The organism is Halofilum ochraceum (assembly GCF_001614315.2).
GTDB lineage: Bacteria > Pseudomonadota > Gammaproteobacteria > XJ16 > Halofilaceae > Halofilum > Halofilum ochraceum.
In genome coordinates this window covers 55501-68202 of the sequence record NZ_LVEG02000012.1, presented here as the reverse complement: position 1 = coordinate 68202, position 12702 = coordinate 55501, and the positions used below count along the sequence as shown (strand labels likewise).

Here is a 12702-nt window from a genome sequence, read left to right as displayed (position 1 = left end):
CTTTACGCCCAGTAATTCCGATTAACGCTTGCACCCTCCGTATTACCGCGGCTGCTGGCACGGAGTTAGCCGGTGCTTCTTCTGTAGGTAACGTCAAGAGTCGCCGCTATTAACGACTACCCCCGTCTTCCCTACTGAAAGTGCTTTACAACCCGCAGGCCTTCTTCACACACGCGGCATTGCTGGATCAGGCTTTCGCCCATTGTCCAATATTCCCGACTGCTGCCTCCCGTAGGAGTCTGGGCCGTGTCTCAGTCCCAGTGAGGCTGATCATCCTCTCAGACCAGCTACGGATCGTCGCCTTGGTAGGCCGTTACCCTACCAACAAGCTAATCCGACATCGGCTCATCCAATAGTGCGAGGTCCGAAGATCCCCCGCTTTCCCCCGTAGGGCGTATGCGGTATTAGCCCGAGTTTCCCCGGGTTATCCCCCGCTACTGGGCAGATTCCGATGCATTACTCTCCCGTCCGCCACTCGTCGGCACCCCGAAGGGCCCGTTACCGTTCGACTTGCATGTCTTAGGCATGCCGCCAGCGTTCAATCTGAGCCAGGATCAAACTCTTCAGTTCAAACCTGATGTGGTCCGAAGACCACTAAATACAGCTTGATGAAAAGTTTTGACCCGAAACGCTCAAAGGCTGTTTCGGGACGCTTTCCATCGATTTCATTGCGTACCGCAATTCCATCGATACAAGCGCCCACACAAGTCACTTGATCCGTGTTTTTAAAGAGCGGGGGCCTGTTTTGCTTGCCCCGTCAGCGAGCCTTCGAATATTACGCTTGGTGCCGGATGCCGTCAATAGCTGATGGAACCGATACCGCTTTTTTCGAAGCTTGCCGCCGGCTTCGCCGGTGCCCGGCTTGCCGGGCGAAGCGGAGCATTATACAGCGCCGCCGGTCTTGGTCAACCCGTTTCGGCTCCGTTTCCCGGGGCCTCCGCGGCGGGGGTCTCAAGGGCGCCGTGCGCCCCGTTGTCCCCCTGATGAGGCGGCGCATTTTACACCCCAACTGGTGGTCGTCAACGCCTTTTCGCTATCGATTTCGCCAACCGTCGAACCCCCTTCCCCGGGGAGTTCGGCCCCGCATCGGGGCACGACCTTTCGACGCCCGGATCCCTGTGCTTCAGGTGACCGTGACACGGGCGTAACGGCGCTTGCCGACGCGGAATACGTGCACGCTGCCGCGACCGATCTGGAGATTCCGGTCTTCGACGCGCTCGCCATCGATCCGCACGGCCCCCTGGCCGAGCATCCGCAGCGATTCGGAGGTCGACCCGGTCAACCCGGCGTCGCGCAGCAAATGGGGCAACGGGATCACACCGTCTTCGGCGGCGGCAACTTCACGCTCCGGCACATCTTCCGGCCCGCCGCCCTGGCTGAACTGCGCGATGAACGCGGCCTGGGCCGCGTCCGCCGCGGCCGCGCCCTGAAAGCGCGCGGCCAGTTCATGCGCGAGCTCGAATTTGATATCGCGCGGGTTGCGGCCCTCCTCGGCGTCGCGCCGCAGGCGCTCGAGCTCGGCTTCGGGCCGCAGGCTGAGCAGGCGGAACCAGCGCCACATCAACTCATCCGAGATCGACATGACCTTGCCGAAGATACTCGGGGCGTCCTCTTCGATGGCGATGTAGTTATCGAGGGATTTCGACATTTTCTGGACGCCGTCGGTCCCTTCGAGCAGGGGCATGGTCATCACCACCTGGGGCGCCATCCCCTCCTGCTTCTGCAGCTCACGGCCGACCAGCAGGTTGAAACGCTGGTCCGTCCCGCCCAGTTCGACGTCGGCCTCGAGGGCGATCGAGTCGTACCCCTGGATGAGCGGGTACAGGAATTCGTGGATCGCGATCGGGCGCCCGTCGGCGTAGCGCTTGTGGAAGTCATCACGTTCGAGCATGCGCGCGACGGTGTGGCGAGCCGCGAGGCGGATCAGCCCGCTTGCGTCCATCGCGTTCATCCACTCCGAGTTGAACACAATCCGGGTGCGTTCCGGATCGAGGATCCGGAAGATCTGCTGCCGGTAGGTCTCGGCATTGGCCCGCACCTGCTCCGGGGTCAGCGGCTGACGCGTGGCGCTCTTGCCGGTCGGGTCCCCGATCATGCCGGTGTAATCCCCGATCAGGAACAGGACCTCGTGCCCGAGGCTCTGGAACTGGCGCAGTTTATTGATCAGCACCGTGTGGCCGAGATGCAGATCGGGCGCGGTCGGGTCGAAACCGCACTTGATGCGCAGGGGACGCCCACTGCCCATGCGCTCGACGAGTTCTTCGTCCAGCAGGATGTCTTCGGTCCCGCGCCGGATCAGCGCGAGCGCATCGGAATCGACGCCCGTCATCGGGGTCTCCATACGGTTGCGTGTCGGATTGCCGTCGACCGCCGGGCCGCTGACTGGCCCGCGCGAGCGGCGCATGATTGTAGCGATTCAGCCGCCGGGGATCATTTCTCCCGGCTACATCATCACGTCAATTGTAATGCGTAACCAATTGACGGTCGTGCGGGCGTGGGGCATCGTTGTGTACCCGGTTTCCGCGATCACACCCTCTCGTGAAGAACAAGACACGCATTCGATCCGATTACAGTACGCCGCTTGATGACTCCTCCGGCAAGCGCCCCAATCTCCACTGGGGATTGCGCTGGGCGGCTTTCACGCTGGGTTTCGTGGTCCTCGGCGTAGTCATGGCGAAGTCCCAGGAACCCGTCGCCGGGTCGCCGGATAGCGTCCGCGCGCAGGCGCGGGATTCGCTGCAGAGCGAATCGCTGGGTCTGCCAGCCGCCGCGGATCGGTCCAGCCGGACCGAGGCCGAGGCGCGTGAATCGGGCGTCGCGAACTGGCAAACGGTGACCGTCAGTCGGGGCGATACGCTCGCCCGTCTGCTCGAGGACGCGGGCATCGATCGCCGCACGGTTCACGAGATCGCCACGGCGGGCGACGCCGGACGCGCGATGACGCGTATCCATCCTGGCGATGATATCGACCTCGGGTTCGATGAAACGGGACGTCTTGTCCGCCTCGATTACCGCAAGGCGCCTGACCGCCGGATCGAGTTCAGCCGTGACGGCGAAGCCTTCGAGGGCCAGATCGTGAAGGAACCGCTTGAGCGGCGGCTGGAGCACGCCAGCGGCGTCATCCGGAGCTCGCTGTTTCAGGCCGCCGCGGATGCGGGGCTCGAGGACCGGATGATCATGGAGCTCGTCAGGATTTTCGGCTGGGATATCGACTTCGTACTCGACATCCGCCGCGGCGACCGCTTCACGGTAATCCATGAGGCCTTCTACAAAGAGGGCGACCGGGTCCGGACCGGCGACATCGTCGCGGCCGAATTCGAGAACCGTGGCACGGTCCACCGCGCGGTCCGCTACACGGACGCGCAGGGCGATACCGAGTACTTCGCGCCGGACGGCACTTCCATGCGCAAAGCCTTCCTGCGCACGCCGGTGGAGTTCAGCCGTATCAGTTCGCGGTTCGGCAAACGCTACCATCCGACGCTCGGCCGTATGCGCAATCACCACGGCGTCGATTACGCGGCACGCACCGGCACCCCCATCCGCTCCACCGGTGACGGCCGGATCGTGCAGCGTGGCCGTAATGGCGGATACGGCAACTTCATCCTGATTCGTCACGGCAGCCGCTACAGCACGGCCTATGCACACCTGCACCGGTACGCCAGTGGCCAACGGGTGGGCAGCCGGGTCGAGCAGGGTGAAGTGATCGGCTACGTCGGCAGTACCGGGCGCTCCACCGGACCGCACCTGCACTACGAATTCCGCGTCAACGGCGATCACCGGGATCCCTTGACCATGGAATTCCCGAGCGTCGATCCGATCCCCTCAGAGGAACAGGACCGCTTCCGGCAGGCGATCGCCCCGCTCGTCGCCCAGCTCGACACGCTGGACCGCGCGTACGCCGCGCTCGACGAGTGACGTCGATGTCGGCGTCCCTGTACGTCGGCCTGATGACCGGTACAAGCGCCGACGGTATCGATGCCTGCCTCGCCTCCTTCTCCGAGGACCGCCCCGTAGAACGGGCGCATATCCAGCGGCCGTTCGGTCACGCGCTCCGGGAACGGATCCTGGCCGCCTGCCGAGCGGATGCGAGTCTCGCGGACGCCGCCACCCTCGACGTGGAGCTGGCCGACGCCAGCGTGGCGGCGGTTCAGGGACTCCTGGCCGAGTCTGGAGCCCAGGCCACGGATATCCGCGCCATCGGCTCACATGGGCAGACGGTGCTCCACCGCCCACGGGGCCCCGCGCCCACGACGATCCAGCTCGGCGATCCGCATCGAATCGCCGTGCTGACGGGGATCGACACGGTCGCCGATTTCCGCCGCGCCGACATCGCCGCGGGCGGCGAAGGCGCCCCCCTCGCGCCGGCATTCCACGAGCACGTGTTTGCCCGCACGGATGAACGCCGTGCCGTGGTCAATCTCGGCGGGATCGCCAATATCACGCGGCTGTGCCCTGGCGAGCCGGTCCTCGGGTTCGATACCGGGCCGGCGAACGTCCTGTTGGACGCGTGGATCGGGCGGCAGTCGGGCGAGCGCTTCGACGCCGACGGCGCCTGGGCCGCCGGCGGTCGCGTGGACACGGATCTGCTGGAGCGCATGAGCGCGGACCCGTGGTTCCAGCGCCCGCCGCCGAAAAGCACCGGGCGCGAACTCTTCCATGCCGACTGGCTCGACGAGCACCTCCGGGCAATGTCTTCCCAGCCGCCTCCCCGGGACGTGCAGGCGACCCTGGCCGAACTGACCGCGCGCACGGTGGCCGAGGGCATCCGCCAGGCCGGGACGGTGGACCGGGTCCTGGTCTGCGGCGGCGGCGCCTACAACCGCGACCTGCTGGCCCGTCTCCGCCGGTGGCTGGACGGCCCGCCGGTCGAGACCACGTCCGAATACGGGATCGCCCCGAACCACGTCGAACCCATGGCCTTCGCCTGGCTGGCCCACCAGCGCATAGAGGAACGCCCCGGCAACTGCCCCAGCGTCACCGGCGCCAGCCGCGAACTCATCCTCGGCAGCCTCATCCGCGCTCCGCGGGGCGGCTAAAAGGCTGGAACCACGAATGAACACGAATGGACACGAATGCTGCCGCAGGGCGTATCGACCCTGGGGGAGCTTCGCTGAGGGCGTGGTGGTTCTGAAACCGAGGGAAGAACCACGGATAAACACAGATGAAAGTCAAAGGCGCCCCGTTGCGTACCTCGACCGCTAGATCTTCCAAACGGCCGTTTTCTTTGACTTTATCTGTGTTTATCTGTGTTCATCCGTGGTTCTTCTCCCCCATCCCGCTGGTACGACCTGACAGCGAAGCTCCCGCCGGCCTGATAGGCCCTGCGGCAGCATTCGTGTTCATTCGTGGTTCCCGCCTTTTCCGACGCCCGAAACGAAAAAAGCCGGCACAAAGGCCGGCTTTTCGGTAAGCGGTGGCGTGTCCCGCGTCAGGCCGAGAAGGACTGGCCGCAGCCGCAGGTGGTGACCGCGTTTGGGTTGCGGATGACGAACTGGGCGCCTTCCAGGTTCTCCGTGTAGTCGATCTCGGCCCCCTGGAGGTACTGGAAGCTCATCGGGTCGATCAGGAGCTTCACGCCTTCGCGGTCGATCTCGGTATCGCCGTCCTGGACCTCCTCATCGAAGGTAAAGCCGTACTGGAAGCCGCTGCAGCCTCCGCCGGCCACGAACACCCGCAGCATAAGCGCGGGATTGCCCTCCTCCTCGATCAGGCCCTTCACCTTGTGCGCGGCGCTGTCGGTGAAGATCAAGGGATCGGTTACGGGATTTTCGGCTTCGACGGCCATGGGCAGTGCCTTTCGGTATTTCCGGGAACGTGAATCAAGCTAGCATTCCCGACCGATTCAATCAAGATTGCCGATCGGGCTCCGTCGACGGATCGGGCTCGGCGGACGGACCGGGGACCACGTCCGCGTCGATGTCCAGCGACGGCTCGCCCGGCGGCTCGCGGCCCGGCTCATCCGCACTGCCCTCGTGCCCTAGATAGCGCTGTTGCACGTCGTCCGTACGCACCAGCTTGCCGTTGATTTCGGCCCCGCCCGCCATTTCCATGGTGTGGTAGTAGACGTCGCCCCGGACACGGGCGTTCTTCGCGAGGTCAAGGCGCCCACCCGCGAAGACATCCCCGGCTACAAAACCGTTGATGAGCAGATTCGGCACCCGGAGCTCGCCTTCGACGCGCCCGCGCTCACTGATGATCGCGACCGAGTCCGACTCGCCGTCCGCGTAGACATTGCCCTTGATGACGCCGTCGATATGCAGACCGCCGCTAAAATGCACGTCACCCACGATCTCGGTTTCGTGGCCGATCAGGGTATCGACTTTGTTCCCGCTACCCTTCGACTTCTTCGAGCTGTTCCCCAGCATCAGTTACGGACCTCCGGACAGCAGTGAATTCCACGGATAGTCTTTCTCGACCGGATCCACACGCCCCCCGGACGGCTCGACCCGCAGGCGTATGCGGATCGGGTCGAAAGACGCCGGTAACCGGATCCGCCCGCGCATGGTCTGGAAATAGCGGAAGCGGAACTTCGAATCGGCGTCGCCGTCGCCCGTGGCAACCTCATCGAGCTTGAGGGTGGCCCGTCCGTCGGGCCGATCACCCTCGATGCTGAAGTCTACGCGACCCGCCACGTACGTGTCATCGCTGTTGAGCTGGGTGAGCACGAGTTCATAGCGGTAACTGCGCGTGTCGCCCGGGACGGCGACGAGGCTCAGGCGCCGGATGCGGATCCCCGGCTGCATCTCCGAGGGCGAGACCAGATTCCGATAGAAGGCCAGTTCCTCCTCGAGCTCCGCGATCCGCTCCTCGCGCTCGGCCAGCGCGTCGCGCAGCCGTCCGATCGCATCGTTGTCGATCTGATGGGAACGCTTGAGCAGGGTGTTTTCTTCCGACAGCTCCGCCACGCGCCCGCGCAGTTCATCCAGCTGGATCCGCAGATGCGACTCGGTCGCGCTCGCCGCGCGCTCATGGTAGCCGCCGTCGCGCACGCCCTTGCTGTACAACGACCAGCCGCCAACGCCCAGCAGGACAATGATGACCGCCGTCACGATCGCGGTGCGTACGGGGCGATGCCGCCGTACCCGGAACTCCGCGCCCAGCGAGGGATAGCGGCGCTGGTCACTCATGCCGGGACACTTTTCCCCGCAAACCGGATCCGTTGGCGATCAAGGCAGCAGGGCCACGTGGCCGAGCCCGGTCGCTTCGTCGAGACCGCACATCAGGTTCATGTTCTGGATCGCCTGGCCGGCGGCCCCCTTGACGAGGTTGTCGATCACCGCGAGCACGATCACGCGGTTCGTGGCGGAGTCCGGCCGATGGACCGCCATCCGGCAGACGTTCGCGCCGCGGACACTGCGGGTCTCCGGATGGCTCCCCGGCGGCAGCACGTCGACGAACGGTTCCGCCGCGTAGCGCGTCTCGTACAGGTGCTGCAGGTCGTCGGCCGCTCCGGTCAGCTCTGCGAACAGCGTCGCGTGAATCCCGCGGATCTGGGGCACGAGGTGCGGCACGAAGGACAGCTCGACCGGCGTCGCCGCGACATCGTTCAGACCCTGGCGGATCTCCGGCAGATGCCGGTGGCCGCCGGCGCCGTAAGCGCGCGTGCTGTCGGCGGTCTCGGCCAGCAGCAGATCCGCGCGTTCCTTGCGGCCGGCGCCGGTGGCGCCGGATACCGCACTGGCGACCAACCGGTGGGGATCGACGATGCCCGCTTCGACCAGTGGCAGCAGGCCGAGCTGAATGGTGGTGGGATAGCAGCCCGGGTTCGCCACCAGACGGGCGCTGCGGATCGCGTCGCGATGGACCTCCGGCAGACCGTAGACCGCCTGCGCCAGCCACTCGGGGGCGACATGCTCGCGCCCGTACCAGTGCGCGTACTCCGTGCGGTCGCGCAGCCGGAAATCGGCCGAGACGTCGACGACGCGCACACCGCTTTCCAGCAGCGCGGGCGCCTGCTCCATGGCGGTACCATTCGGCGTCGCGAAGAAAACGATATCGCACTCGGTGAGCCGCGCCGCCGCGGGGGTCTCGAACACGAGATCAGTGACCCCGCGCAGATTGGGGAAGCGGGCATCGACGCGCTGACCGTCGGCGCCGCGCGAGGTGATCGCGATCACCTCGACGTCCGAACGGCCGGCGAGCAGGCGCAGGACCTCGACCCCGGTATACCCGGTGCCGCCAACGATACCGACGCGAATCATGTAACCCCCATCTAATGGCGAGCGGATGATGATACTGCTCATCGGCCGGTGCCGGCCAGTGGACCCGACGGATGGGGCGGCGCGCGGCTGTGCTACCGTGACCGGCCGTTCAAGCGGTTCCGGATCACGGGGAGATCGGCATGCTCTGGCTGAAGGCCTTCCACATCATTTTCATGGTGACCTGGTTCGCCGCCCTGTTCTATCTGCCGCGCCTGTTTGTCTACCACGCCATGCTGGACGCCGACGACGAGCTCGGCGATGCCCGACTGCGCACGATGGAGCGCAAACTCTTCCGCGGCATCATGACGCCGGGCGGCGTCCTGACGGTCGGATCGGGGCTGGCGCTGATGTACGCTTACGGGCCGATCGTGGCCCACTGGGGCTGGCTCCACGCCAAACTCGTGCTGGTCGCCGCCCTGATCGCCTACCACGTCTGGTGCGGCTTCCTCCTCCGCGACTTCGCCCACGGCCGCAACCGCCACAATCACGTCTGGTACCGCTGGTTCAACGAGGCCCCGACCCTGCTGCTCGTCGGCATCATCATCCTGGCCGTCGTGCGGCCGTTCTGACGCGGGTTTTAGGAACCACGAATGAACACGAATGGACACGAATGCTGCCGCTTGGCGTATCGACCCTGGAGGAGCTTCGCTGAGAGCGTAGTGGCCCTGAAAATCCGTGGAGAACCACAGATGGACACAGATAAACACAGATAAGGTCAAAGAAAAGGGCGGCGGGGCAGGGGCACGCGGTCTTGGCCTACGCTCTATCGCCTTTGATTTTCATCTGTGGTTCTTTGCTCTCCATCCGGTTGGCTCCCACCTGACAGCGCAGCTCCTCCGGGCTCGATACGCCCTGCGGCAGCATTCGTGTCCATTCGTGTTCATTCGTGGTTCTATTATTTGCCTGCCCGGATGAGCCCACCGATGCCCGCGCGTTCGATTTCTTCGATCATCATGGCGCGGACTTCGCGGCCGTCTTCCATTTCGAGGGCGCGTTCGAGGATCTCGCGGGCGCGCTGGTAGGAGAATGAGCGGATTACCCACTTGATCCGCAGCAGGCTGCCGGCGCTCATCGACAGGCTGTCGATGCCCATGCCGAGCAGAAGGATGGCGCCCAGCGGATCGCCCGCGAACTCGCCGCAGATGCTGACCGGCTTGCCGTGGCGGGCGGCGCCGCGCTTGATCTGGACCAGCGCGGCCAGCACCGCCGGGTGCAGGCTGTCGTAGATCTTGGCGACCCGTTCGTTGTTGCGGTCAACCGCCAGCAGATACTGGGTGAGGTCGTTGGTGCCGACCGAGATGAAGTCGACGCGCTTGGCGATCGCCTCGATCTGATAGACGGCGGCCGGTACCTCGATCATGACGCCGATCGGCGGCAGCGGCGTATCGAGCCCCTCATCCAGCAGTTCCCGGTGCGCACGCTGGATCAGCGCCATCGACTGCTGCAGCTCCTCGAGCCGCGAGATCATCGGCAGCATGATCGACAGGTTGCCGATGCCCTCGTTCGCCCGGAGCATCGCCCGGACCTGGGTGAGGAAGATCTCGGGATGATCCAGCGTGACGCGGATGCCGCGCCAGCCGAGAAACGGGTTGTCCTCTTCGACCGAGAAATAGGGCAGCGTCTTGTCGCCACCGATATCGAGCGTGCGCAGGATGCACGGCGCCGGCGCGAATGACTCCAGCGGGCGGCGGTAGATCTGCACCTGCTCGTCCTCGCCCGGGAAACGGTCGCGCACCTGGAACGGCATCTCGGTGCGGTACAACCCGAGCCCATCCGCGACCTCGATCAGCGCGGGACTGATCTCCGCCTGCAGACCGGTATTCGCGAACAGCGATATCCGGGTGCCGTCGGTGGTCACCGTCGGCAGATGCTTCAGATCCTGGAGCTGCTCGGTGAGTTCGTGTTCCTCGCGCTCGAGCCGGACGAACTCCTCCTTGATGTCGTCATCCGGCTGGACGAACACCCAGCCGAGATAGCCGTCGACGATCAGCTCCTTGCCTTCCAGCCGGGCGATCGGGAGGTCGGCCGCGCCCATCACGGTGGGGATCCCGAGCGCGCGCGCCAGGATGGCGACATGCGAGGAGCCGGAACCGCGCATGGAGACGATGCCGGCGAGGCGCTCCTGTGGGACCTCGGCGATCTGTGCGGCGCTGACCTCGTGCCCGGCGAGAATGGTCTGCCGTGGATACTCGCGCGGGCCGTTCTGCTGGTCGCGGCCGAGCTTGACCAGGATCCGCCGCCCGAGATCGCGGATGTCGCTCGCGCGTTCCGCGAGATACGGATCGGCCATATCCTGGAACTGGTGCACGTGCGAGCGGATGCTCTCGCGCAGACCGGCCGGGGCCCAGAGGCCACCGCGGATCACGCGTTCCGCCTCGGCCCAGAGCGATTCGCCGTCCAGCATCATCACGTAGACATCGAACAGCGCGCGCTCTTCCTCCGGCAGCACGGTCCGCATCTCTTCCGAGAGGTTGCGGATATCGACCTTGGTCGACTCGATCGCGTCGCGCAGCCGTTGCAGCTCCGCCTCGGGATCATCGGTGCGGCGATCGGGGATGTCGTCGAGCGCCGCCGGCGAATAGGCGACCACGCACTCCCCGATGCCCACGCCGAGCGCGCCCGACAGCCCCTTGACGATACCGGCGCCGCCGGCCTGTCCGCTCTGGACGAGGAAGGCCTCCTCACCGACGACGGCGTGCATGATGCTGGCGGCGAGCTGCGCCGCCAGCGTGACCATGAACGTGACGACGTCCTCGCCGAAGCGGCGGCCCTCGCGCTGCGATACCACGAGCACGCCGAAGACGCGGCTCTGGTGGATGATCGGGACCCCGAGGAAGGTCTCGAACAGCTCCTCGCCGTAGGCGTCCGTATGGAGGAAACGCGGATGACTGGTCGCGCGTTCGAGATTGAGCGGCTCCGCCCGCTGCGCCACCAGCCCGACGAGGCCCTCTTCGGGGGCGAGGCTGAGGCGTCCGATGGCGTCGCTGTTGATGCCGTAGCCGGCCCGCAGTACCAGGCGCTGGGGGCCATCCTCGAGCTGAGTGAGGTACACCGAACAGGCATCGACGCCCAGGGCGCCGTGCAGGCGACGGACGATGATATCCAGCGCAGCGTCCAGGCCGGGCGCGGCGCTGACTTCCTGGACTATCCGGCGCAGCGTCGAGAGCATGCAGACGTCCCGGTCGGGAGGGCGTGCCCGTGGCTCACGGGCTAGCCGCGGGATCCCGCTGCCGGCGCGTACTCCGGAAACAGCAGGGGCGCAAGTTCGCGCAGGGCTTCACGATACACCGCCTGCTTGAAGAAGATCACGTCCGTTGGCGGGTGCCAGTAATCCACCCAGCACCAGTCATCGAACTCGGGCCGGTCGCTGGCGCCAAGATCGACGCAGGACTCGTCCCCGACAAGCCGCAGCATGAACCAGCGCTGCTTCTGGCCGATACAGACCGGGCGCGAGCGACGCCGGATATAGCGGGCGGGCAACTCATAGCGCAGCCAGTCCCGGGTGCAGCCCATCACCTCGACGTGGCCGGGCTGCAGGCCGGTTTCCTCGGCCAGTTCCCGATACATGGCAGCGCGCGCGGACTCACGCGCCTGGATGCCGCCCTGGGGGAACTGCCACGCCTCCTGCCCCTTGCGCCGCCCCCAGAACAGGCGTCCCTCGTCGTTGGAGAGTATGATCCCGACGTTGGCTCTGTATCCTTTCGAATCAATCACTTACGGAATCACCACCGAATCGGCTTCTGGATTTATTGTTACACGAATACCCGCAAGGCGCCACCGGATCGCTCTGCTACAATGCGCTCCCCGTCCCCGGGAACACTGACCGTGCGACTCGCGATTTTCGACCTCGACAACACCTTGATCACGGCCGACAGCGATCACCTCTGGGGCGAGTATCTCGCGGAGCGCGGCATCGTCGACGGCGAGCATTACCGGCGCCAGAATGACCGGTATTACGCCGAGTACCAGGCCGGGACACTGGATATCCACGAGTTCCTGCGCTTCTCGCTGCGCATCCTCGCCGAGACGGACCCGGCCGAGCTGGCGCGCCTGCGCGCCGGCTTCATCGAGGAAAAGATCGCCCCGATCGTCGCCCCGGGCACCCCGTCGCTGCTCGCGCGCCACCGGGACGCGGGCGATCACCTGATGATCATCACCGCGACCAATTCCTTCGTAACGGAACCGATCGCCCGGATGCTCGGGGTCGAGACCCTGATCGCGACCGACCCCGAACAACGCGACGGCCGCTACACCGGGGATGTCAGCGGGACACCCTGCTTTCGCGAGGGCAAAGTCGAGCGCCTGGGGCTATGGCTGGAGGAGAACGGGGCCGATCTCCAGGGGAGCGCGTTCTACAGTGACTCGCACAATGATCTGCCGCTACTGGAACAGGTCGAACGACCCTGTGCGGTCGATCCGGATGAGCAACTCGCGGCGGCGGCGCGCGAGCGCAACTGGCCGGTGATCAGCCTACGGGGCGATTGACGGCGTTCGCCACTGG

At 65.6% G+C, this 12702-nt stretch carries 11 protein-coding genes and 1 rRNA gene; 4 read left to right on the top strand and 8 right to left on the bottom strand.

Annotated features, from left to right (window positions below; translation table 11 throughout):
* A 16S ribosomal RNA gene (locus A0W70_RS12355) occupies window positions 1-570 on the bottom strand; the annotation flags it as partial.
* A gap of 553 nt (window positions 571-1123) precedes the next feature.
* Window positions 1124-2329 (bottom strand): tyrosine--tRNA ligase, encoded by a 1206-nt coding sequence (gene tyrS, locus A0W70_RS12350; RefSeq protein ID WP_067562869.1) that lies wholly within the window; start codon window positions 2327-2329, stop codon window positions 1124-1126.
* 209 nt (window positions 2330-2538) lie between these two features.
* On the opposite strand from tyrS, the gene A0W70_RS12345 reads away from it, so the two are divergent.
* Entirely contained in the window at window positions 2539-3915 is a 1377-nt protein-coding gene (locus A0W70_RS12345) for an OapA family protein (protein ID WP_067562834.1), read from the top strand.
* Window positions 3916-3920: 5 nt separating this feature from the next.
* Complete coding sequence (locus A0W70_RS12340; protein ID WP_067562830.1) at window positions 3921-5036, top strand: anhydro-N-acetylmuramic acid kinase; 1116 nt, start codon at window positions 3921-3923, stop codon at window positions 5034-5036.
* A 392-nt stretch (window positions 5037-5428) separates the two neighbouring features.
* On the opposite strand, the gene erpA is transcribed toward A0W70_RS12340, so the two are convergent.
* The 4 genes from erpA to argC form a co-directional block, all read right to left on the bottom strand.
* Window positions 5429-5785 carry an iron-sulfur cluster insertion protein ErpA gene (gene erpA / locus A0W70_RS12335; protein ID WP_067562827.1) on the bottom strand — a complete coding sequence of 119 codons (357 nt, stop codon included), beginning with the start codon at window positions 5783-5785 and terminating at the stop codon, window positions 5429-5431.
* 61 nt (window positions 5786-5846) lie between these two features.
* Entirely contained in the window at window positions 5847-6365 is a 519-nt protein-coding gene (locus A0W70_RS12330; protein ID WP_067562824.1) for a bactofilin family protein, read from the bottom strand.
* A 3-nt stretch (window positions 6366-6368) separates the two neighbouring features.
* A complete protein-coding gene (locus A0W70_RS12325; RefSeq protein WP_067562821.1) occupies window positions 6369-7127 on the bottom strand; it encodes a DUF6776 family protein in 759 nt (252 codons plus the stop codon).
* A 39-nt stretch (window positions 7128-7166) separates the two neighbouring features.
* On the bottom strand, window positions 7167-8201 hold the full coding sequence (gene argC / locus A0W70_RS12320) for an N-acetyl-gamma-glutamyl-phosphate reductase (RefSeq protein WP_067562866.1): 1035 nt from the start codon (window positions 8199-8201) through the stop codon (window positions 7167-7169).
* Window positions 8202-8341: 140 nt separating this feature from the next.
* Between argC and hemJ the strand changes: the two genes are divergently transcribed.
* The gene (gene hemJ / locus A0W70_RS12315) at window positions 8342-8770 is read left to right on the top strand and encodes a protoporphyrinogen oxidase HemJ (RefSeq protein WP_067562817.1); all 429 of its coding nucleotides are present in this window, start codon (window positions 8342-8344) and stop codon (window positions 8768-8770) included.
* 326 nt (window positions 8771-9096) lie between these two features.
* On the opposite strand, the gene ptsP is transcribed toward hemJ, so the two are convergent.
* Together ptsP and A0W70_RS12305 are read right to left on the bottom strand one after the other, a co-directional pair.
* Window positions 9097-11370: a phosphoenolpyruvate--protein phosphotransferase gene (ptsP, locus tag A0W70_RS12310; protein ID WP_067562814.1), complete on the bottom strand. Its 2274-nt coding sequence runs from the start codon at window positions 11368-11370 to the stop codon at window positions 9097-9099.
* A 41-nt stretch (window positions 11371-11411) separates the two neighbouring features.
* The gene (locus A0W70_RS12305) at window positions 11412-11915 is read right to left on the bottom strand and encodes an RNA pyrophosphohydrolase (RefSeq protein ID WP_067562810.1); all 504 of its coding nucleotides are present in this window, start codon (window positions 11913-11915) and stop codon (window positions 11412-11414) included.
* Window positions 11916-12026: 111 nt separating this feature from the next.
* Here A0W70_RS12305 and A0W70_RS12300 point away from each other — a divergent pair, with 111 nt between their 5' ends.
* A complete protein-coding gene (locus A0W70_RS12300; RefSeq protein ID WP_067562807.1) occupies window positions 12027-12686 on the top strand; it encodes a histidinol-phosphatase in 660 nt (219 codons plus the stop codon).
* The last annotated feature ends 16 nt before the right edge of the window (window positions 12687-12702 follow it).